Source organism: Nostoc parmelioides FACHB-3921, assembly GCF_014696625.1.
In the GTDB taxonomy this organism is placed as follows: domain Bacteria; phylum Cyanobacteriota; class Cyanobacteriia; order Cyanobacteriales; family Nostocaceae; genus Trichormus; species Trichormus parmelioides.
On record NZ_JACJQL010000001.1, the window covers coordinates 55960 to 76962 of the forward strand.

At 40.8% G+C, this 21003-nt stretch carries 21 protein-coding genes; 9 read left to right on the forward strand and 12 right to left on the reverse strand.

Translation table 11 applies throughout. From position 1 onward, the window contains the following. Nucleotides 1-86 precede the first annotated feature (86 nt). The gene (locus H6G14_RS00180; protein ID WP_190565155.1) at nucleotides 87-2225 is read right to left on the reverse strand and encodes a serine/threonine-protein kinase; all 2139 of its coding nucleotides are present in this window, start codon (nucleotides 2223-2225) and stop codon (nucleotides 87-89) included. A 43-nt stretch (nucleotides 2226-2268) separates the two neighbouring features. Then, complete coding sequence (locus tag H6G14_RS00185) at nucleotides 2269-3960, reverse strand: serine/threonine-protein kinase (protein ID WP_190565156.1); 1692 nt, start codon at nucleotides 3958-3960, stop codon at nucleotides 2269-2271. A 220-nt stretch (nucleotides 3961-4180) separates the two neighbouring features. On the opposite strand from H6G14_RS00185, the gene H6G14_RS00190 reads away from it, so the two are divergent. Then, nucleotides 4181-5698, forward strand: a complete 1518-nt coding sequence (locus tag H6G14_RS00190) for a phenylacetate--CoA ligase family protein (protein WP_190565157.1) — start codon at nucleotides 4181-4183, stop codon at nucleotides 5696-5698. A 93-nt stretch (nucleotides 5699-5791) separates the two neighbouring features. Here the strand turns inward: H6G14_RS00190 and H6G14_RS00195 are convergent, their stop codons facing one another. From H6G14_RS00195 to H6G14_RS00205, 3 genes are all read right to left on the reverse strand, one after another. Further along, the gene (locus H6G14_RS00195; RefSeq protein WP_190565158.1) at nucleotides 5792-6544 is read right to left on the reverse strand and encodes a thioesterase domain-containing protein; all 753 of its coding nucleotides are present in this window, start codon (nucleotides 6542-6544) and stop codon (nucleotides 5792-5794) included. A gap of 144 nt (nucleotides 6545-6688) precedes the next feature. Next, nucleotides 6689-7201 (reverse strand): flavodoxin FldA, encoded by a 513-nt coding sequence (gene fldA, locus H6G14_RS00200; RefSeq protein WP_190565159.1) that lies wholly within the window; start codon nucleotides 7199-7201, stop codon nucleotides 6689-6691. 432 nt (nucleotides 7202-7633) lie between these two features. Next, on the reverse strand, nucleotides 7634-8575 hold the full coding sequence (locus tag H6G14_RS00205) for a DUF1338 domain-containing protein (protein WP_190565160.1): 942 nt from the start codon (nucleotides 8573-8575) through the stop codon (nucleotides 7634-7636). A gap of 95 nt (nucleotides 8576-8670) precedes the next feature. Here H6G14_RS00205 and H6G14_RS00210 point away from each other — a divergent pair, with 95 nt between their 5' ends. From H6G14_RS00210 to H6G14_RS00220, 3 genes are all read left to right on the forward strand, one after another. Continuing rightward, entirely contained in the window at nucleotides 8671-8964 is a 294-nt protein-coding gene (locus tag H6G14_RS00210) for a helix-turn-helix domain-containing transcriptional regulator (protein ID WP_190565161.1), read from the forward strand. A 137-nt stretch (nucleotides 8965-9101) separates the two neighbouring features. Then, complete coding sequence (locus H6G14_RS00215) at nucleotides 9102-9395, forward strand: DUF433 domain-containing protein (protein WP_190565162.1); 294 nt, start codon at nucleotides 9102-9104, stop codon at nucleotides 9393-9395. Further along, entirely contained in the window at nucleotides 9392-9736 is a 345-nt protein-coding gene (locus H6G14_RS00220; protein WP_190565163.1) for a DUF5615 family PIN-like protein, read from the forward strand. Before H6G14_RS00215 ends, H6G14_RS00220 begins: the two co-directional genes overlap by 4 nt. Nucleotides 9737-10003: 267 nt before the next feature. Here the strand turns inward: H6G14_RS00220 and H6G14_RS00225 are convergent, their stop codons facing one another. Next, complete coding sequence (locus H6G14_RS00225) at nucleotides 10004-10297, reverse strand: hypothetical protein (RefSeq protein WP_190565460.1); 294 nt, start codon at nucleotides 10295-10297, stop codon at nucleotides 10004-10006. A gap of 446 nt (nucleotides 10298-10743) precedes the next feature. Between H6G14_RS00225 and H6G14_RS00230 the strand changes: the two genes are divergently transcribed. Then, nucleotides 10744-11502: a Uma2 family endonuclease gene (locus tag H6G14_RS00230; protein ID WP_190565164.1), complete on the forward strand. Its 759-nt coding sequence runs from the start codon at nucleotides 10744-10746 to the stop codon at nucleotides 11500-11502. Nucleotides 11503-11611: 109 nt separating this feature from the next. Here H6G14_RS00230 and H6G14_RS00235 read toward each other — a convergent pair whose 3' ends face one another. Then, on the reverse strand, nucleotides 11612-12916 hold the full coding sequence (locus tag H6G14_RS00235; RefSeq protein ID WP_190565165.1) for an acetyl ornithine aminotransferase family protein: 1305 nt from the start codon (nucleotides 12914-12916) through the stop codon (nucleotides 11612-11614). A gap of 395 nt (nucleotides 12917-13311) precedes the next feature. Here H6G14_RS00235 and H6G14_RS00240 point away from each other — a divergent pair, with 395 nt between their 5' ends. Both H6G14_RS00240 and H6G14_RS00245 read left to right on the forward strand, forming a co-directional pair. After that, nucleotides 13312-14676, forward strand: coding sequence for a hypothetical protein (locus H6G14_RS00240; RefSeq protein ID WP_190565166.1), 1365 nt, complete (start codon nucleotides 13312-13314; stop codon nucleotides 14674-14676). 275 nt (nucleotides 14677-14951) lie between these two features. Next, complete coding sequence (locus H6G14_RS00245; protein ID WP_190565167.1) at nucleotides 14952-15611, forward strand: pentapeptide repeat-containing protein; 660 nt, start codon at nucleotides 14952-14954, stop codon at nucleotides 15609-15611. 1 nt (nucleotide 15612) lies between these two features. Here H6G14_RS00245 and H6G14_RS00250 read toward each other — a convergent pair whose 3' ends face one another. The 3 genes from H6G14_RS00250 to fraC form a co-directional block, all read right to left on the reverse strand. After that, entirely contained in the window at nucleotides 15613-16386 is a 774-nt protein-coding gene (locus tag H6G14_RS00250; protein WP_190565168.1) for an ABC transporter permease, read from the reverse strand. Between the two features lie 94 nt (nucleotides 16387-16480). Beyond that, a complete protein-coding gene (gene fraD / locus H6G14_RS00255; RefSeq protein ID WP_190565169.1) occupies nucleotides 16481-17512 on the reverse strand; it encodes a filament integrity protein FraD in 1032 nt (343 codons plus the stop codon). Nucleotides 17513-17559: 47 nt separating this feature from the next. Further along, entirely contained in the window at nucleotides 17560-18099 is a 540-nt protein-coding gene (gene fraC, locus H6G14_RS00260) for a filament integrity protein FraC (protein ID WP_190565170.1), read from the reverse strand. Nucleotides 18100-18392: 293 nt separating this feature from the next. On the opposite strand from fraC, the gene H6G14_RS00265 reads away from it, so the two are divergent. Then, on the forward strand, nucleotides 18393-19529 hold the full coding sequence (locus H6G14_RS00265) for a cob(I)yrinic acid a,c-diamide adenosyltransferase (protein WP_190565442.1): 1137 nt from the start codon (nucleotides 18393-18395) through the stop codon (nucleotides 19527-19529). A 149-nt stretch (nucleotides 19530-19678) separates the two neighbouring features. Continuing rightward, entirely contained in the window at nucleotides 19679-20599 is a 921-nt protein-coding gene (gene thyD, locus H6G14_RS00270; protein WP_190565171.1) for a thylakoid membrane protein ThyD, read from the forward strand. Nucleotides 20600-20609: 10 nt separating this feature from the next. On the opposite strand, the gene H6G14_RS00275 is transcribed toward thyD, so the two are convergent. Both H6G14_RS00275 and H6G14_RS34305 read right to left on the reverse strand, forming a co-directional pair. After that, nucleotides 20610-20792: a DUF6887 family protein gene (locus H6G14_RS00275; protein WP_190565172.1), complete on the reverse strand. Its 183-nt coding sequence runs from the start codon at nucleotides 20790-20792 to the stop codon at nucleotides 20610-20612. Continuing rightward, nucleotides 20789-20965, reverse strand: a complete 177-nt coding sequence (locus H6G14_RS34305) for a DUF6888 family protein (RefSeq protein ID WP_422394060.1) — start codon at nucleotides 20963-20965, stop codon at nucleotides 20789-20791. The genes H6G14_RS00275 and H6G14_RS34305 overlap by 4 nt, the downstream gene beginning before the upstream one ends. Nucleotides 20966-21003: the final 38 nt, after the last annotated feature.

A 21003-nucleotide genomic window follows, 5' to 3' on the forward strand; every position in this document is an offset into this window, starting at 1 on the left:
ACTTGAAAGTCTTGTGTTGTGAGGGTTTTATCTTGGTTTGATGTCCTAATCTATCTGGCTACATCTGTATACGCAGGGGTGGAAAGTTACCGTTTTGTGTTTGGTGTGGGTGTGGGTGTTTCTGTGGGCGATTCACTTGGGGTTGGTGTGGGGGTTGGTGTGGGGGTTGGTGTCGGAGTTTCGCTGGGGGTTTCGCTGGAGGTTGGTGTAGGTTCTGGTGGTGGGGTGGGATTTTCTACTGTGAGAGTGAGTCGATAATCTGCGGATGTGGATGCAGTAGATACGACAACGAATTCGTAAAATCCCGATTCTGGGAGTTCAGTTGATAAACTGCGTTTCTCGGAATCTTCTAAAAATATGGTTTTTCCTGAGGGGGAATATACGGACAATAAAACTTTGGAGTTGGCTTGTAGCTGCAATTCTAGAGATTGGTTTTGAGCTAAGTCAGCAATAAAAACTCTACCTCCAGCAGGTTGGAGAGTGCCACTGACTGTTTTACTTGTGGCACCTGGATCAAAGACAATCTTTTGAAAGACGGTACCAGCAACGATCGCACTTAGCTTATCACTGACAAAGGCTTGCCAAACTTGTCCAATTGGTTGCTCAATAAAGTTTTTGCCCTTCTGTTCAGGAAAAGCTCTGAAGAAGGCTGCATCACCTAAATCATATAAAGAACGGCTGCCAACGTTGATTTGATTGACTTCTACTTTCCAGCGATCGCGTTCTGCGGCAGTATAAGTACCTAGTTGTCGTCTAGCCTTGTTACTCAGTGGTTTGAGTTTATCTAACAATTCAGCCGCGACTGCATCCCATTCTGCCCGTAAGTTTTCATCTTCTGCCCCATCGCTGAGGGTGCGTCCCCGTTCACTGGGGTTTCTATCCCAGAAAATTTGATTGACTACATTAATATAAAAGTTAAAATCTATACCCAACTGTTGACGGCGATCGTTCAATCTTTGTTTGCGTCGTCGTTCTGTGGGGGAGTATTTATCTAGGGGGTTGGTGGGTTGTGTTTCTGTTGGGGTGGGAGTGGGTTCAACGGAGATGGAGTTGCGATCGCTGTTACTCATCCCTAACCAAACTAAGCCAGCCGTACCGATTAATAAGAATGCGGCGGTTGGAATCAACCAGTTTTTCCTTTGAGGTGCGGGGGAAATGGCAGGAGTGGGAAGGGATGGGGCTACGGCAATTGTATCGGGTGTAGAAACAGGTGGTGGTGTGGGAAGGGGTGTTGGTATGGGGGGTTGAGTGGGGGGATAATTGACTGGTGCTGGGTTAAGCGCGTGTAATATTTGCTGGGCAGACTGATAGCGATCGCCTGGTCTAGCCGCCAGCATTTTATCTAATACTTGCCCAAAAATTGGACTAAGGCTAATTTCTCGCCGCCAATTCCAAGATAAGTTATATGTATCAAGTAATTCCTGTGGTTGTTTTCCAGTCAGTAAAACTACTGCCGTGACCGCCAAAGCATATAAATCACTGTGGGGAGAGACATTTCCAGTTTGCATCTGTTCTGGTGGTGCAAATCCCACTTTACCTAGTAGGGTAGCGGCTGGAGGAGATGCAACTACACCTGGTTGATAATATTGAGATGCAACAACGGCTACTACTTGTTTGACACCACCAAAATCAATCAATACTGGTAGCTTGTCAACACTGCGAAGAATGAGATTATCTGGGGATATATCACGATGAATCACACCCAGAGAATGGATATAGTCCAAAACTGGGAGAATTTGCTGCAACAGTTGACGGATTTCTGCTTCTGTAAACCGTAACCCTTGCTGTATGCGTTGATTTAATAACCCACTATAAGTTTCCCCTTCTACATAATCTTGAACTAAAAATAGATATTCTTTACCGGCTAGATTGACACGAAATATTTCTCGAAAGCGGGGTATTTGGGGATGTTGTAGCTGATGGAGAACCTTGGCTTCCCGTTGAAACAACTCCTCAGCTTTTTGTAAGACGTAGGCTGTTTGAACTTGGGGTGAAAATTCTTTTAAAATACAAAGTTCGCGGAAACGGTTAATATCTTCAGCTAAATAAGTGCGCCCAAATCCCCCCTGACCAACTTGACGTACAATCAGATAGCGATCGCTTAAAGTTAACCCTGGTTGAATGCTCTGAGTTAAAAAATTATCCACTAAATTCTCACCACACTTAAGACAGAACCGAGTCCCTGGATAATTCTCGTGTCCTTTTGAACAATATAATTTAGTCATTAGTCATTAGTCATTAGTCCATAGTCAGTAGTTACCAATTAGCCTACTTAGATTGTGCTTTACTTACTTGATCAGCTGCGATCGCATACCAAACTTGACCGAAAGTTTGTTGATTCAGTTTCCCACGCTGCTGACCTGGAAACAACCGATCAAATTTTTCATTTGTGTCTTTATTTAGTTGGCTGACTGTGTAATTTCCCAGTTGTCCAGAGCGTGCTTGTCTTCTCCAAGTTTCATAATCTTTTTGGGTGTAGCTTCCCAGTTTTCGCCGAGCTGCTGTACTGAGGTTCGCTTGTTCTATTTTATTCAAAAATTCACCAGCGACAGCGTGCCATTGATCTCTTAGGGGCGCATCTTCTGGTTTTGATGTGAGGCTACGTCCTTTTAATTCTGGCTTTTGAGCATAGAATAAGCTATCTGCCATTTGAATAAAAAATGTTTCGGGGATTTCTAGCTGTTGACGACGGCTGAGAACTTCACTGCTACTAGTTTTGTTTTTGTCGCTGACTGGTTGCGCCAGTGGATTGGGTAAGGATGGTAATTCGGGTAAGGAAATTGAAGGGATAGTAATTGAAGACACTCCTCGAACTACGGAATTTACTAATGCCCAAGTACCTGCACCTGTTAAGACAACTAAAGCTGTTCCCCCAAAACTGACAGCGAAAGGACGCAGCCAAACCGGTAAAGGTAACTTTTGGCTCACTGCTTGAGTTTTGTTGTGTAGTTTACTAGCGAGAACTGTTACCTTGCGTCCGGGAGACACTACCATCGTTTTAATCTTGGTGAGATGGGTAGTTGGCGGCTTGGTAAGTGATGAGTGTGAGGGTAAGTCGGTGAGGATTTGGGCTGCATTTTGATAGCGATCGCCTGGCTTATATGCAAGCATCCTTTTTAACACAGATTCTAGTTGAATACTGGCGTTGATTTCTTTCCCCCAACGCCAAACACCCTGATAGCTGTCGTATAATTTTTGTGGTTCTTTACCTGTAAGTAATACTAAAGCGGTTACTGCCAAGGAGTATAAATCGCTGTTTATAAATACTTTCCCCTGTCGTAGCTGTTCCTCTGGAGCGTAACCTTTTTTACCTAATAAAGTATTATTACCAGCCAACTTGGTAGACCAGAAACCCTGAGATGCTGGTAATTGTTTCACACCACCAAAGTCAATGAGTACGGGTAAATTATCAGAACGGCGCAAAATTAAATTATCGGGGGAAATATCTCGGTGGACTGCATTTTGAGAGTGAATGTAAATCAAAACAGGTAAAATTTGCCGCAGTAGAGTAATCACTTCCTCTTCAGTAAAAGTTTTCCCCTGACTTTGACGCTGTTCTAAAAGTTGCAGATAATTATCACCCTCCACATAATCTTGTACTAAAAAGAAAAAATCTTTAGTACCAATCTTGGCTTGTAGGGAACCGTGAAAACGGGGAATCTGGGAATGCTGGAGTTTCTTGAGGACATTTGCTTCTCGCTCAAACAACTCCTTGGCTTTTTGTAAATCCTCTTTGTGTTCTACTTGGGGTGCAAATTCCTTCAGCACACAAGTTTTATGAGACTTTTTGATATCTTCAGCTAAATAAGTGCGTCCAAAACCACCCTGTCCCAATTGACGTATGATGCGATAGCGATTATCTACAACTTGCTTCACAGCAAGCGGTAAAGGCTCACCGCAGTGAGTACAAAAACGATTACCGCTATTATTTGCGTGTTGCTTACTGCAATAAACCTGCATGGCGCTGAAAGATAGGTAAGGGTTTTTCTAAATTACTACAACAACTGTAGTCGCATTTACGAATATTCTCTAAAGACGGGGAATGTTTGAGGAACAGAAGAGGTGGGAGAGAGGGGAAATATTATGTAAGGAAGTTGTACTGCAATGTTTCTAACGACCACTGACTTTTTTTGAATGTTGAATTTTGAATTTTGAATTCCCCGAAGGGGTTAGGTGCATTATGAATCAAGAATCTAGAAGAAAGGACGTGATTGAGGCTTGGGGAGATTTTGTTTCTACTTCCCTGGAATCTTTGCTGGAAGAACATCGTGAAATCTCTGATGAGTCAGCAGTTTTAAGTTTATTTCGTGATGTAGTCGCTCATGTACCTGCATATCAGGCTTTTTTAGCAGAAAGAGGTATTGATGCTGCTGCTATTCAAACTTTAGAGGATTTTGGCACATTACCTGCGATCGCTAAAGATAATTATATTTCTCGTTATCCTCTCACCGACTTGTGTCGCCACGGCAATTTGTCTGGTTGCGATATGATAGCTGCTTCTTCTGGTTCCACAGGTAAACCCACATTTTGGCCTCGTTTCTTCACTGATGAACTGCAAATCGCCGCACGCTTTGAGCAGATTTTTCACGATAGCTTTGCTGCTGACACGAGACGTACCCTAGCCGTGATTTGTTTCACTTTAGGTACTTGGGTAGGTGGTATGTTCACTACTAATTGCTGTCGTTATCTTGCCAGTAAAGGCTACCTCATCACCGTCATTACACCGGGTAATAATAAGGAAGATATTTTACGGGTAGTGCAGGAACTCGGCGGAAATTTTGAGCAAGTGGTGTTGTTGGGATATCCGCCATTTCTGAAAGATGTGATTGATACTGGGATTGCCCGTGGTGTGGAGTGGCAACGCTATCAGATTAAACTGGTGATGGCGGGGGAAGTATTCAGTGAGGAATGGCGTAGCTTAGTTGGGGAAAGAGTGGGTTCCCAAAATCCTTGTTATGACTCAGCGTCACTTTACGGTACAGCCGATGCAGGTGTGTTGGGGAACGAAACACCCTTAAGTATTTGTATTCGCCGTTTTTTCGCCCAAAATCCCGAAGCAGCCAAAGCTTTATTTGGTGAATCCCGCTTACCTACACTGGTACAATACGACCCGGTTAGCCGCTTTTTTGAAATCCAAGACGGTCAATTGCTATTCTCTGGTAACAACGGTGTTCCCCTCATCCGCTACAACATCTTAGACACAGGCGGAATCATCAGTTATGATGCTATGCTTCAATTCCTCACAAATTGGGGCTTTAATCCCCTAGAAACCCTTGCTTCTACTACTCCCAACCCCCCCAGAGGAATTAATCAACTACCCTTCGTCTACGTCTTTGGACGCTCAAACTTTACAGTCTCCTATTTTGGAGCTAATATTTACCCCGAAAACATCTCCGTCGGTTTAGAACAACCAGTTATTCAAGCATGGGTAACAGGTAAATTCGTCTTGCAAGTAAAAGAAGATGCTGACAAAAACCGCTTTTTATCCGTAGTTGTAGAGTTAGCGCCAGGAGTAGAAGATAGCGAAGACAAACGCCAAGCCATAGCCGCCTCAATTCTTACCCAACTATTGCGCCTGAACGGTGAATTTGCCAACTATGTTCCCCCAGAATATCAAACACCACAGATAGCCCTAGCGCCAATGGGCGATCGCGAATATTTCCCCATCGGCGTAAAACATCGCTATACACGCCAATAATTCTCTCCTAACTCTCTGCGTCTGTGCGTGATAAATCACTCCAAATTCCACAACACCAGAAAATGATGAGTATTGGGTTTAAATGGCACAGTGCTAATTTTGCCAATAATGGGAAACTAAATAAGAAGTCTGCATTGGCTGTAGATGACGGAGTTGCCAAAAATTTAACAATTGCTCGCCTACTGTTTGCGGATAGAAATAGTGAAAAAAATGATGTCCTTTAGGACATTCCCAAAGATGATCCTCTGGTTTCAAGCAATTTGACCAATCTTTTAATGCAGTTGAAGAAACAATAGGATCATTTTTACTACCACATATCATTAGGGGCATATTTACGCCACCTTGGGGTAAATGAACTAACTTGAAAAGAGAGTGTAACAAAGGAGATTGTTCTAAATCTCTATCTAACACTGCTACTAATTTTTTAGTAGTATGAGATGGCTGTTCACCAAAGAGATTGCGAACAGTATTTGCTAAAATCTGCTCACGACTGATGGTAAATAGTTGTCTTTGTAAGTAATAGTGTGCGTGCCAAGTATTGGCTGGTTGGGAAGCCACAGCCAGGAGACTGAGCGATCGCACTTTTTTGGGATACCTGCGAGCAAAACTCAGCGCGATCGCCCCACCCGCCGCATGACCTGCTAAATTTACAGGATAAGGACACTGCCCCATAAATTCTGCTAGTAAGTCTACCGCTTCATCTATAGAACTGCCTTCATCTCTGTGATGGCGATATTCCCACTGAGCTACATTCACGTCTTTCGATATGTATTGTAGAAGTGGTTTATCAAAACGTTGCAATACAGGACTAGAACTTATCCAAAGAACATCGAGATCATCAGACATAAAGACACCATATTATTAGGAATTAACAATCATCCATAGTCAATAATCCATAATCAACAGTCCATAGTAAAAGCTATAAACTGTTGATTATAAAGAAGGGGATGGAACCTGAACAGCAGCTTAAATCTGTCAGAGGAAAAATTTTTACAAACCAAATTCAGACTTTAATTGAGAAACCCAAGCTTTGATGCGATCGTCTGTTAATTCAGATTGATTATCTTCATCCAGGGCTAGTCCTACAAACTTGCCATTTCTTAATGCCTTGGAATCATTAAAATCATATCCATCAGTTGACCAATAGCCGACAGTTTTACCACCACATTGGGAAATCTTTTCTTCCAAAATACCGATCGCATCCTGAAAATTATCTGCATAACCTATTTGGTCACCAGTTCCAAAGTAGGCAACTAATTTACCATTGAAATCTACATCATCCAGTTCTGAATAAAGTCCTTCCCAATCGCTTTGCAGTTCGCCAATATTCCAAGTAGGACAGCCAATAATCAAATATTGATAATCATTCAAATCAGTTACTTCTGCTTGGGAAACATCGTGTAATGTCACCACATCATCGCCAAACTCGTCTCGAATGATTTCTGCTACTGATTCAGTTTTACCAGTTTGAGTACCGTAGAATAAACCAATTTTATTTGACATTGTGACACCTGATCTTTAGAAAAACAAAGTAATATTCGTGATGCACTGGGCAATGGAACCGGGATTTTTCCTCAGCACAGATTAGGGTGAGTTGGAAAACTCAACTCCCCGAAACCCGAAGCGTGATACTACACTTACTACGAAAAATAAGTTTTTAGTCTGTGTAGATAAAAATGCCTTCGTGCAGGCGCGAACGTAGAGAAGGGCGTTAACTTATTGAATATTTATTTCAATAAGCTTTGAAAATATAGTATCAGATTTATTGAGATTATTTTGCATTAAACAATTATAAAATTTTGTAACGAAAGTGAGTGCGACAAATTTAAAAAGCCCCTCTCCGCGTCGGAGAGGGGTTGGGGAGAGGTCATCGAACTCACATTAACAAAAGTGAGAATTTTAGTGGGCGATCGCATACAATCCTTCTAAACCTTATTATTTTCCTGTCTTCGCGGTATCACACTCAGCCAGTCTAGTCATTTCAAATAGCTGTTGGGCATTATTTCCCAGAAAGCCATCAAATAACGTTTCCTTTCCAGGTTCCACTTGTAGGGGATAACGTTGGGCTATTTCGTAATATGCGTAAGTCCAAGGAATTTCGACTTCTTGACTACTAATATCATCTATGACCGTTACCATTTCTTTAACCGCTTGGGTTGCTGTTTGACGCAAACCCCAGGTAACATCGCCTTCAATTTCTGCCTTCATAGGTACACCCAAATTAGCCAAACCACGGGCAGTATTATCTATATCTGCATATTCTGGAGTTTGATGGCGATTAACGTAGCCTGTAAAATGATTAACAGCATAACCATGTAACAATACCCATGCGCCATATTGAGTAACTTGATTTACTGCTTCCACCACAGAACGCCGAGGAGTCAACCAAGGACGGGTGAAAAAATTTTGCAATTGTTGGGCAATAACTTCGTCGTTTCCTTCTGCTGGGGAGAAATAAGTTAGAGGCGAGGTAAATTCATCAGCAACGGTAGAGACTGTTTGAGTAATGAGTTGGATAATATGATCTGGCAATTCATCAACAATTAACTCGCTGATAAATAACTTAGGTAAATCAAACTCTATTTGTTGAGGATGGCGATAATAACGGGCATAAAGATGAGTTTGCGGAAAGTTATATTCTCCCGCAGGTTCATAACCCAAAGCTTCAGCTATTTGAGACAGATAGCTAATACCCAGATTTACTTTACCTCGTGGGCTATCTACCGATAAACGTAAAGACCGAAAAGCAATATGGTCGTTAGCCACAGTCCCACCAGCCGCAGTAATCATTTGTTGATACGTGCGCGCATAAGTAACTCTGGCGCTGTAGTTTTGCCAAAGCAGTGAAAAAAGATTTAGTGCGGTTTTCGGTGTCATGCTAATTAACTGTAGAGGTTTAAGCACAGTTTAGTCATTCAGCAGGAAAAATCACACCTAAACAGAATATTGGCAAGACTACAGGAGTAGAGATGATGCCTAGAAGTACAAGCTATCACAAAAAACTGATACAAGACCTTCAAAATCCCCTAGAAGCAGCAGCTTATATTGAAGTTGTTTTAGAAGAAGGCGACCCAAAAATGTTAAGTAAAGCACTCCAAAATGTCATAGAATCGCATGGTGGAATGGATCAGCTTTCTACACGAGTCAAGGAACTCTACAATAAACTTGACCGGATGTTATCAGATAAAGGCGAAATTGAGTTTTACAGTTTAAATTCTTTGTTAGATGCTTTAGGCTTACATTTGGCAGTAACAGTAAAACCATAATTCTAGTGTTGATATTATTGAATAACAGAGATGACTTTCTTACACAGAGATGACTTTCTTACTTCGCCAATTAGAATTTGATTACATTTAACATCTGTGGTACATTAACACCATATACTGCCAATATTTGCATCAGTATGACAGCTACAACAAACTCTCGTTATGTCACTCGACAACCGAAAATTTTATCAGGTGAACCGATTATTCAAGGAACTAGAACACCTGTGAGAGCGATTGTTGAAAATTGGCGTTTAGGAATTAGACCAGAGGAAATACCGTTACATTTACCTCATTTAACTTTAGCCCAAGTATTCGATGCTTTGAGTTTTTACTTAGATAATCAAGCAGAAATCAATGAATATATCGAACGCAATCATGTCCCTGATGAATTAGCTCATCCTGATATTAAAGCTAGATTAAATCAACAATGACAATTTTTGCCCAAGTTTATATTGATGAAGATGTAGATGTTCTAGTGGGTACTTTACTCTTAGCAAGAGGTTTTGATACAACGACCGTAAGAGAACAGCAAATGTTAGGAGAACCAGATCAAAAACAATTAGCTTTTGCTGCATCTATTGGACGCTGCGTATTAACACATAACCGACTTTATTTTGAAGAATTACACACAAATTATGTAGTTAATAGTCAAACTCATGCAGTGATTTTGATTGCTAAACGTAGAAATGCCTATGAAATTGCTGAGAGGGTTGCTATCCTTCTTGATACTTTGACAGCAGATGAAATTGCTAATCAATTATTGTATATCTAGCGCAGTAATACTAAAAACTAAAGCAAGAGAGTGGAGTAGCGCGTCTACTTTAACTATACTGATCGCCCAGGCTTTTGTTCTCTCGCTAATACCAATATTTTGATTCATACATTTCAATCTGAGTTGATAACATTTTTCCTCAAATTAAATGTCATTTATTTTAATTGATAAAATTGCGAATTGCGTTAGCGTAGCGGGGCGTTAGCCCATTGCGAATTGCGAATTGTTTTAGATGTTACAGTTTACCAGTCTCTATGCTCGCAGTTTTCACAAATCAGAAAATAAATAACTAATCGCAACCCTTTCCTGACTAGAAGCCTGATAGCCATATTGCGATCTCCATATAGCACCCCCCGCGTACTCATCATGATTACCTCTCGAACCCTCTTGCCCACTTACAACATAACAACTCCAGAACCGCATGGGGAGGTGTCCTTTTTTTGCCGAAACATACAATGACCAAGCCGCCTTTTGTTCTGTAGTGTTAACTTTCCACGACATAGAACCAATGCCAAAAGGCAGACTTAGAGAGACAGTTTCCAAGGAAACGCGATCGCGCATAAGTATAACTAAGCAAATTTAACTATAATTAGTGAATATTATAGTAATTGATGAAACTCTTCTACCAAAGTATTTTCAGGATGTGTTGGTAAAATGCGATCGCTACAGCGATGCTATCCCCATATAAATCATTATCAATCAGCAAGATTATGATAGTAATAACATCTGTGCATCTAATCTCAGAGGTTATTTGAGAAATGGTTAGCTGTGTTTAAACACTTGTTGATCCCCCCTAACCCCCCTTAAAAAAGGGGGAACAAGAATTAAAGTCCCTTTTTAGAAAAAGGGGGAACAAGAATCAAAGCCCTCTTTTAGAAAAAGGGGGAACAAGAATCAAAGTCCCCCTTTTTAAGGGGGATTTAGGGGAATCTAAAAGTATTTGATACATCACCAGGAACTTTTCAAACATCCCATCAGCCGATATCACCCATAGCCCCAATTAAGTCATGTCAATCGCCCAAGATTTACAACCAGTAGCAGGTATAATATTTCCACCAGGAGATATTGAAAGTGACCAACCAATAGAAGATATAATATTTCCGCCAGGAGATATTGAAAGTCACGAACCACCATTGGAAAGCGATTTACATCTACGCCAGATTGTTCTGTTATTACAATGCTTAGAATTGTGGTGGCAAAACCGCAATGACTTTTATGCGGCGGGAAATCTGACAATCTATTATAGTCAACGTCAACTCAAATCAGAGGACTTTCGCGGCCCTGATTTTTTTTTAGTGCGAGGATGTGAAAAGAAACCGCGCAAAAGTTGGGTAATCTGGCAAGAAGACGGTAAGTATCCCAATATTATTGTTGAGTTACTGTCACCTTCGACAAAAGCCACGGATAAAGATTTAAAAAAGCAAATTTATCAAGATATCTTTCGCACACCAGAATATTTTTGGTTTGACCCCAATAATTTAGAATTTGCCGGGTTTCATTTAGTAGACGCTCATTACCAACCGATAGAAGCGAATCCCCAAGGTTGGTTATGGAGTCAGCAGCTAGATTTATATTTGGGTGTGTATAACAATCAGTTACGCTACTTTACAGCACAAGGAGAGTTAGTGCCAACACCGGAAGAATTGGCAGCACAGGAAAAACAGCGTGCGGAACAAGAAAAACAGCGTGCGGAACAAGAAAAGCAACGTGCTGAACGCCTAGCCGCTAAGTTGCGAGAATTGAATATTGACCCTGATAATCTCTAAAATGTGAGTTTTTTCGTCAAAAGTAGAGAAGCTACATAATGCTGTCAGGCATTTAACTTGCACATCTTTTCGTGTTGGCAGTTGACAGTTAACCGTCAACTGTCAACCGTCAACAGCTATATCTTAAAATTTCTGCCAGGATATCCAGGGTGGTTTGGATTTGTTCGCGGTTGATAACTAGCGGTGGACAGAAACGAATTGCGGCTTTACCACAACCTAGTAATAACAGTCCCCGATAGAAGGCTTCTTGGATAATGCGATCGCGCAATGTAGAATCAAAATTACCGTCTTCATCTAATAAATCCACCGCCACCATTAATCCTTTACCTCTGGGTAAGGACATTCTGGGGAATTGTTCATGCAATTGGGTTAAACCAGTTTGTAATAATTCGCCCATTTGGGTGGCGTTATCCATCAAGCCACTTTCGAGTAGTTTGAGGGTGACAATACCCGCCGCACAAGCTACTGGATTTCCGCCGAATGTGGTGGCGTGGGAACCGGGAGGCCAAGTCATCAATTCAGCACGGGCTAAAATCGCTCCCAAGGGCATCCCACTAGCGATACCTTTGGCGGTGGTAATAATATCAGGTGTGACATTCCAATGCTCAATGGCAAACAAGCGGCCGGTGCGCCCCATACCTGATTGCACTTCATCCACTACCATCAATATGCCATAGCGATCGCAGATATTACGTATTCTCTGCAAAAATCCATCCTCTGGCACAATATAACCGCCTTCTCCTTGAATTGGTTCAACAACAATAGCGGCTACTTCATGAGCAGGGATGATTGTAGTCAATAAATTATTTTCTAAGTAATCTAGGCTAGCGTGAGTGCCGTAGGGAATGTGAGTCACCCCTGGTACTAACGGCCCAAAATTGGCACGCTGTACAGTTTTAGAACCAGTCAAAGACATAGCCCCGTAGGTACGCCCGTGAAATGCGCCTAAAAAAGCGATGATGAGCGATCGCTTGGTGTAATATCGAGCTAGTTTAATGGCTCCTTCGTTGGACTCAGCACCAGAATTGGTGAAGAATACCTTTGTATCGTGAACAAAAGGGGCTTGGCTGGCTAGGTTTTCGGCTAGTTCCACCATCGGCTCATAATAGAAATCCGTCCCCGACATATGTATGAGACGCGCCGACTGTTCTTGAATTGCCCTGACTACTTCTGGGTGGGCGTGTCCGGTGGCGGTGACGGCGATACCTGCTGTCATATCTAAAAATACATTACCATCCACATCTTCCACCATACAGCCCTCACCACGATTCACCACCAAGGGATAGTCGCGGGTATAAGAAGGAGACGTAACAGCGCGATCGCGTTCTACAATTGCTTTAGCTTTAGGCCCCGGTAAGGATGTCACCAAACGAGGTGTATAAGGCAAATGTTGATTAATAGGGATACTTAACATTTTGTTTTCAGGTATTTCTGTATCCGGATAATGAAACTGCCAAGTGTAATTCTTAACAGTAGCGAGTGATTCTCTATGTGTATAACTTAGTAATTGACAAACCGACAAGAATATATGATTGCGATCGTCAGAAAATACAAACAATTTTTCATGAATCTGAAGAGAGATTCCTCAGCAATCTGCATTTTTCCTCAATTACTGAGTGTTTATCTTGGCTAGTAGACAGACTATAGTCAAATGCTCAAGAATAGGAATGAAAGTTTAGTCATCAGTATGCAGGTTATAATGTGACGTTAGGCTGACTTTCTCCCTAGAAGTGGGAGAGCTTTGATGCCCTGTCAAATGCCTTAAAAGCGCATTATCAAAATTAGTATTGGGAAATTTGTTGGCAATTTATGAGTATCCTGTTCAGCCCAAAAATGAGACTCTTGCTAGGTGTTGCAGCTTTATCACTGGTGGGTATAGCGAGTAGTACTATATATGATAGTTACTCCCAAGCTAAACAGCCAAACCAAAAATCTCTAGATGATAAAAGTTTCGGCTTAAATCAACAGGTAATAGCTAATAAATCTCAACCCAGGGTAACTCAAGCAACTATTCACAATCCGCCAATAAATACTTCTTCGGGACAGAAAACAGGCATCAATCAGGCGGGAATATCTTCTCAACAAGTAACGCCACAAAATACGCCTAACTCAATTCCTAATGTAGCCACAACATCTATCACTTATCCCATTATTGACGAGTGGAGAAAGTATAAATTTAGCGTCAATGGCAATCAAATTTTATCTCCAGCACAATTACCGACGGCTAAAGTTAATGTTAATCAATCAGATTTATTAACAGTCCTTGTCAACACAAGAAAATATTTTCAAGAACATGGCTCAGACGACCCAGATATTTTACGTCCCGGATTACTCAGTACACAAAAAGTCACAACAGAAGACATCCTCAAGACTCTAGACTTCATGATTGAAGTCCTCAAGGAAGACATCGCCAAAAATCGCATCACTCGGTTACAAAATCCCAACTTTATCAACCGCAACTTCCGAGTTATTAAATGGACAGCATATAACCCAGAAAATCAGGTACAAAAGCAACTGAGGTTGACAAAATACGCTGTATTTACTCACCCAGGCTCTCGGAAACGTACAGCAACTTTTAACACACCAATTTATAGTTTAAAAGACAATAATATAGCCGACAAATTCTATACCAGATATACAAAACAGGATGTTTTATCTGGCATTTATGAACCGGGAGGTAAGGAATTTGGCAAAGTTGAACCTCTGGCTTATTTAACCAGAAATGGACTCGAAGAAGCTTTAATGCAAGGGACAATTCTCATAAATTTTACTGATGGTTCTAGAGCCTTTTTTAACGTTGATAGAAATAACGGGATGTCTTACGTCCGTGGATTAAAAGCAACATCACAAAAGCGTTATTGGTATTTTCGGCAAGTTGATGCAATTAAAGGTTACGGACACAAGATAGACGCTAAAATTTCTGTTAAGCCAGGAGTTACTTTTGCCGGAGATGTTTTAAATATTGGCTTAGGTAGAGTAGTTTTGTTAGAGCATACGCAAGGTGGACGTAAGCAATTACAAATGGGAGTGATTGCAGATACAGGCGGAGCATTTTTACCCAATTTATACCAACTTGATTATTTAGCTGGAATTTTTCCCAGTCAAAACTCTTTTAGGCAATATATTAGGCAGTTACCTGAATATGCCACAGCATATTTTTTGGTGAAAAAGTGAAACCTAAACTTAGCATAACTAGTCTATGAGTGATGAGTGCTGATTACCTCGTCACCAATTCTCCATCACCTTGCTCATTATTAGTGTTTCATGACTTTGATCAGCTATTTATGTTGTTAAAATAGCTGAACCCAAGGCATTTTGCAGCATAGCAAAATAAATTCTATTTTTTAGGAAGATTTTGCTATGTTCATTTAGCTTTCAGGGTGTAATCTCGTTATACAGTATCTTTCATAATAGTCTTGTTCGCTCATTGACACTCGCAGGTGAATAACATGAGAAATTTTGCTGAACCACAAGCATTACTCCTGAGTCAAATCAAAGATAAACTTTGTCAGCGTCGAGATTTTAATGGCTGTAATTTGAGTGGAATTGACTTAAGTACAGTGGATTTAAGTGGTGTTAACTTAATAGGGGCAGATTTAAGTTTTGCCAATTTGTCTGGTTGTATTCTTACGGGTGCAAACTTGACTGGAGCAAACTTAATGCAAGCTAGTCTGCGTGAGGCTAAGTTGTATGAAGCTATTTTATCAGAAGCTAATTTGACAGATGCCGATTTAACACAAGCAAATTTGTGTGGAGCTTTGTTATGGCGATCGCAATGTCGTAATATTAATCTTTGGGGTGCTTCTTTATGCGCGGCTGATTTACGTGAAGCTGACCTCACTCAAGGCACATTAGTAGAGACATCTTTAATTGAGGGCAATTTATCCAGAGCTAATTTGACAGATGCAAAGTTATCTGGAGCCACACTACTGGAAGCTAATTTAACAGAAGTCAACTTCACTAACACTGACCTAACATGGGCAAATTTGACCAAAGCTAACTTAACTAATGCCAACCTAGAAGGAACAACAATAGCTTTCGCTAAATTACGCGATACTATTATGCCTAATGGCAAAATCTGCAATCCCCAAATAGTGATTTGGGAATGATTTAAAACTCCCGGCGAGAAAAAAGGGAAATAGCGATCGCCAATAACATGGCAATATAAACAAAACCATAGACAGCATTACCCATGAGTGCGATCGTATCAGGTAGTGCTTGTATACCGTAAACAGCATCATTTTTTAAATCTAATCGAGATAAATCTGGCAATATCAGATATAAAATCTGACTAATACCTTCCATTGCTGGGTTACGACTAAGGCGACTAAACTCTACTATGTTTTGAGTAATATTGCCCATGAGATACACGGCAAAAGTTAAAGCTATAGCCAGTAAGGAGCTAGTAAAAACCCCGAAGGTAATAGCTACAGCCGTTATCAAAGATAACTGCAAACATAGAAACAAGACGGCAATTAAAATACTCGGCGTTGTGTGGGGAATATTCCCAAACTGCAAAAAGAGTAAATAAATTGCCGTCATACTGACAACTAAAACAGTCAGTACGGACGATAAACCAAAAAATTTCCCCGTGATAATTTCTCCACGACTCACGGGTTTAGCAATTAATAACAAAATAGTTCTTTTATCTATTTCCTTATTAATCAATCCTGTACCCACAAAGACAGCGATAATCAAACTGATGACACTCATCGCCGCCAAACCGAAATCTAGAAACATTTTATCTTCAGTTGATGCAGCAAACTCAGGCAAAGCCCGAATAGCCACAGCCAAGAGTAAAACATAAAAACCGATAATATACAGGATGCGATCGCGTACCACTTCCTGAAATACATTCTTAGCAATTACAAAAGTTCTCATCATATTTATCCTCCCCAATCCCAGTTCAAGGCAAAAGTCAAAAGAAAAAATCTTTTACTTTTTACTTTTTACTTTTTACTTTCTTGTCCCCAATCCCTCACTGCTGCGGTGGTGCTGCACCTGAGAATAATTTATTCAAGCGATCGCATTGTATTTCAGCAACGGCTTTTTTCTCCTCCGGTGTTCTACTGTTAGTATTAGTATTAATTGGCGTTGTTGCCACTGGGTCAATTTGGCATGATTTCCGCAGAAAATAACCACGGGGATTAGCAGTCGGGCCTGTCCAAATGCTGAGTAAATCTAATCGGTAGCCTGACTTATTATTGACTACACGCGGCTCAACACGCCAGAGTGCTTTTTCTTCATATTGTGCCAAATTATTATTTAATACTTCTCTACCTAGTTGACCAACTCTGACATTGGCTTCTAATAGCCATCTTTCAACTTCTGACCAAGGTCTTTCTGCGATTTGTTCCTCGACTAATGGTTGTAATCTATCCAAAATCACAACTCCATTAGTAGGAATTTTCTGTTGCTCTTCTCTGGTAATTACAAAAGTACTACGTCCAAAGTTTTCAGCTAATAAACTAGGATATTCTTGTAACCATTTATCCAAAACAAAGTAAAACTGAAGCCAGCAACTTATCATCATACAACTGGCAACTAAAACAATGATTTTTTGCCGAGCATCTGGTTTAGGAATCCGAGTTTTAGAGTCTGTGTCGCTTCCTTCAATAAATTCAGGAATTGCTGTGATTAATGCTGATATTGTCGGCCAAAGAACAACTGTTCTGGATGAAATAACATCTTCCTGATTACTAAAAGCAAATACACTAACTAAAAATCCTGTAATTACTGCTCCTACTGGCATGAAAGTACCAGGAACTCTCAAAGGATCATCAGTTGTATACCAAGCTGTACCTGCAATTAAAAACAACCAACCGCAAAGGGCAATTATATCTCTGATATAACCTGTAGCAAAATAGGACATTACCCAGGAAAACACACTCAAATAAATGAAGGTCTGCCAAGAATAAGCTGTGGTTGGGACTAATAGTTTTCTGACTCGCTCATAAACATCTTCAAAAATTTTAAATATCCCAAAAAGGTCTTTGAATAATAAATTCATAATTTACCTCACTTTAGATTTCTGTATACGAATATCCTTGTTTTTGCTTACCTGTTGCGTATCAATAAAATAATAGTTATGGCGGTGTAACTTAACGAATTAGCAATAAGTGTTGTAGTTACTAAATTTGTATCTTGAAGCCTAATTTTACTAATGAACCGTATTTTCTGACGATAAAATGGTTGGGGTTCTTCTTGCTTCTTGCCGATGTCTTCACTTAAGGTAAAAACAAAAAGCCTCAAAAGAAAAAATTTCATTAAAAAAGTAGAAAAGAAAATGATAAAAGTAGTTAAAATAAGAATACCTTGGGTATTGGTTGATCTAAAAATATTAAAAAATATGTAATTAATTAACTCAGCTTTGATCGGTACTGGTAATACAGGCTCCACGAAAAAAAATATTACCCAACCGATGACACCAGAAAAGCTATTGACGGCGATCGCATAAAAGACACTAGTCTTCTTATCAAAATTGAGTCTCCTATGGTAGATATAACCTTCTATGGGAATAGCAATCAGTAAAAACAACAAGTTAAACAAAATTGCGCCAATCGGCAAAATCCTGGGTATGGTCAAATCTTCAAACATAGACACTCAACAAAAAAGGGAAACTGTAGAGAGTATAGCTGTAATAATGAATGCTGAGTAATGAGTACTAAGTGTTGAGTAATAATTATCCCATTCTCAGTTCCCCATCCCCAATCCTTACTAACTCTCTTGGTGTGCCAGTATACTCCGATTTATCTTTAATAAGACTTACGCACTCAGATTTTCTGTTGAGACTGGGTTTAGGGGTGTAAGGGTGTAAGGTTTTGAATTTAGAGCGTAGCGACCTAACCTCCGGTAAGATAGGAAACTGCCACGTTACAGCTTTTCAACAGATGACAAGGAACGGCATCGGTATCCGCACGGCACAAGTGCGTTCAGAACGGCTTACTGGCCAAATTCATGTATATGATGGTGTCGGTAAAGGTAAGTCACAAGCAGCGTTGGGTGTAGTTTTACGCTCCATAGGCTTAGGAATAAACGCACCGAACAATTCCAATCGTGTACTGCTATTACGCTTTTTAAAAGGGCCAGAACGAGATTATGACGAAGATGGAGCGATCGCTGCATTACAGCGTGGATTCCCCCATTTAATTGACCAGGTACGCACCGGGAGAGCAGAATTTTTTGGCCCAGAAGAAATCACCGCCTTTGACCGTGCTGAAGCGGGACGAGGCTGGGATGTGGCCAAAGGTGCGATCGCTTCTGGTTTGTATTCTGTTGTTGTCTTAGATGAAATTAACCCAGTCCTTGATTTAGGGTTACTTTCGGTAGATGAGGTAGTGGGAACACTAAAATCAAAACCCCAAGAGTTAGAAATTATTGCCACAGGAAGAGGTGCGCCGCAAAAATTACTTGACATTGCGGATTTACACTCAGAAATGAAACCCTTACACCACCCCAAAGCCACAGAACTCTTGATGAAGGGGATTGAAATTTATACTGGTGCAGGTAAAGGTAAATCTACCAGTGCTTTGGGTAAGGCATTACAAGCAATTGGTAGGGGTATTAACCATCCAGGGTCAACGCGGGTATTAATTATGCAGTGGCTCAAAGGTGGTAGCGGTTATACAGAAGATGCCGCGATCGCCGCCTTGCGGCAATCATACCCTGAGGTGGTAGATCATCAACGCTGCGGTCGAGATGCGATCGTTTGGCGCAATTCTCGACAAGAATTAGACTACGTAGAAGCAGAACGGGGTTGGGAAATAGCTAAAGTTGCGATCGCCTCTGGACTATACAAAACCATCATCCTTGATGAACTTAATCCCACCGTTGACTTGGAACTACTGCCGGTAGAGCCAATTGTCCAAGCTTTACTTCGTAAACCCCGCGACACCGAAATCATCATTACCGGACGTTGCCAAAATCAACCAGCCTATTTTGACCTAGCCAGTATTCACTCCGAAGTTTACTGCCACAAACATTATGCCAATCAAGGTGTAGAACTAAAAAGGGGCGTAGACTTTTAAGTTGGTCAACAGTCAACAGTCAAAAATCAAGGTCTTTAGCTATTGACTATTGACTACTGACTATTGACTATTGACTTGTCCCCAATTCCAGCAACATAAGTTGAAAATTTGATAAAAAACTTTAAAATAAGGGTTTGGGAAGGTGCATTATGAAAGTAGCAATTACAGGCGCAACAGGATTTGTCGGAACACGACTAGTACAAAGACTTCACAAAGAAGGTCATCAAATAATTGTCTTAACCCGTAACACTACATCAGCCCGCAGGCATTTTCCTGCACAAACATTCGCCAATGTAGAAATTGTTGCTTATACACCCACTACATCCGGGGCGTGGCAAGATGTAATTGCTGGTTGTGATGGTGTAGTCAACTTGGCAGGAGAACCCATCGCAGAGGCACGCTGGACACCAGAACACAAACGAGAGATTCTTAACAGCCGTCAACTAGGCACACAGAAAATAGTCGAAGCCATAGCGAAAGCTAATCCCAAGCCTACAGTCTTAGTTAACGCTTCTGCTATTGGTTACTACGGTACAAGTGAAACCACTACCTTTGATGAAAATAGCCCCTCTGGTAGGGATTTTCTCGCTCAAGTTTGTCAAGCTTGGGAAGCAGAAGCTCAAAAAGTGAAAGAATCAGGCGTTCGCCTAGTGATACTACGTTTAGGTATTGTTCTAGGGTTGGGTGGTGCTTTAGGAAAAATGATTACCCCTTTTAAACTCTATGCCGGGGGGCCAATTGGTAGCGGTCGTCAATGGTTTTCTTGGATTCACATTGATGATTTGGTGAATCTGATTGTGCAAGCTTTAACCAACCCACAACTAGAAGGCGTATATAATGCTACGGCTCCCAATCCGGTTCGCATGAATGATTTAAGCCAAACTATGGGACAAGTAATGAACCGTCCTTCATGGTTGCCTGTCCCAGGTTTTGCTATAGAAGCTCTTTTGGGAGATGGGGCGATCGTTGTTTTAGAAGGTCAACAAGTACTTCCCAAACGAGCTTTAGAAACCGGGATTAAATATCAGTATCCGAATTTACAACCAGCCTTACAAGAAATTTTGCAGTGAAGTTAATTCTTCACGATGCCAGTCTTTTTTTTAGCTCAGTCTCTAACTGTTCACCTGTGCTAACCACAACCCTGTTTGGTTTAGCCCTAACAATCGAGAGATAGTGTTGAAAGGCTTCTTCATCTTGGGGATGAAGTTTTACGTATTCCCTGAGTTCCACCTCTGTTAATTGCAAGTAATTTGCATCACTCATTGTATGATAGTCTCTCCATTGCTCAAAATCTCTGCTTGAATTGTTTGTCCTATAAGTACTACTATTCTTTGTGAGCGAGCATCGTATCTAGTTAGCTCTATCGTTTGTAGTAGGTTACTCGCTCGTACACATAAATTGTAGAAAGCTTTTAACTGTTCTACTGTGGGTTCCATTTACCAAAATGTTTCAGTATCAGCCCCTACCTGATCCA

Coding starts and splice junctions, on each gene's coding strand:
- H6G14_RS00180 (WP_190565155.1), bottom strand. CDS start 2,225: ATGACTAAATTATATTGTTCAAAAGGACACGAGAATTATCCAGGGACT.
- fraC (WP_190565170.1), bottom strand. CDS start 18,099: ATGTTTGAAGATTTGACCATACCCAGGATTTTGCCGATTGGCGCAATT.
- H6G14_RS00265 (WP_190565442.1), top strand. CDS start 18,393: ATGACAAGGAACGGCATCGGTATCCGCACGGCACAAGTGCGTTCAGAA.
- H6G14_RS00205 (WP_190565160.1), bottom strand. CDS start 8,575: ATGACACCGAAAACCGCACTAAATCTTTTTTCACTGCTTTGGCAAAAC.
- fldA (WP_190565159.1), bottom strand. CDS start 7,201: ATGTCAAATAAAATTGGTTTATTCTACGGTACTCAAACTGGTAAAACT.
- H6G14_RS00220 (WP_190565163.1), top strand. CDS start 9,392: ATGACAATTTTTGCCCAAGTTTATATTGATGAAGATGTAGATGTTCTA.
- H6G14_RS00210 (WP_190565161.1), top strand. CDS start 8,671: ATGCCTAGAAGTACAAGCTATCACAAAAAACTGATACAAGACCTTCAA.
- H6G14_RS00230 (WP_190565164.1), top strand. CDS start 10,744: ATGTCAATCGCCCAAGATTTACAACCAGTAGCAGGTATAATATTTCCA.
- H6G14_RS00185 (WP_190565156.1), bottom strand. CDS start 3,960: ATGCAGGTTTATTGCAGTAAGCAACACGCAAATAATAGCGGTAATCGT.
- thyD (WP_190565171.1), top strand. CDS start 19,679: ATGAAAGTAGCAATTACAGGCGCAACAGGATTTGTCGGAACACGACTA.
- H6G14_RS00235 (WP_190565165.1), bottom strand. CDS start 12,916: ATGTTAAGTATCCCTATTAATCAACATTTGCCTTATACACCTCGTTTG.
- H6G14_RS00275 (WP_190565172.1), bottom strand. CDS start 20,792: ATGAGTGATGCAAATTACTTGCAATTAACAGAGGTGGAACTCAGGGAA.
- H6G14_RS34305 (WP_422394060.1), bottom strand. CDS start 20,965: ATGGAACCCACAGTAGAACAGTTAAAAGCTTTCTACAATTTATGTGTA.
- H6G14_RS00250 (WP_190565168.1), bottom strand. CDS start 16,386: ATGATGAGAACTTTTGTAATTGCTAAGAATGTATTTCAGGAAGTGGTA.
- H6G14_RS00245 (WP_190565167.1), top strand. CDS start 14,952: ATGAGAAATTTTGCTGAACCACAAGCATTACTCCTGAGTCAAATCAAA.
- H6G14_RS00195 (WP_190565158.1), bottom strand. CDS start 6,544: ATGTCTGATGATCTCGATGTTCTTTGGATAAGTTCTAGTCCTGTATTG.
- H6G14_RS00240 (WP_190565166.1), top strand. CDS start 13,312: ATGAGTATCCTGTTCAGCCCAAAAATGAGACTCTTGCTAGGTGTTGCA.
- H6G14_RS00215 (WP_190565162.1), top strand. CDS start 9,102: ATGACAGCTACAACAAACTCTCGTTATGTCACTCGACAACCGAAAATT.
- fraD (WP_190565169.1), bottom strand. CDS start 17,512: ATGAATTTATTATTCAAAGACCTTTTTGGGATATTTAAAATTTTTGAA.
- H6G14_RS00225 (WP_190565460.1), bottom strand. CDS start 10,297: ATGCGCGATCGCGTTTCCTTGGAAACTGTCTCTCTAAGTCTGCCTTTT.
- H6G14_RS00190 (WP_190565157.1), top strand. CDS start 4,181: ATGAATCAAGAATCTAGAAGAAAGGACGTGATTGAGGCTTGGGGAGAT.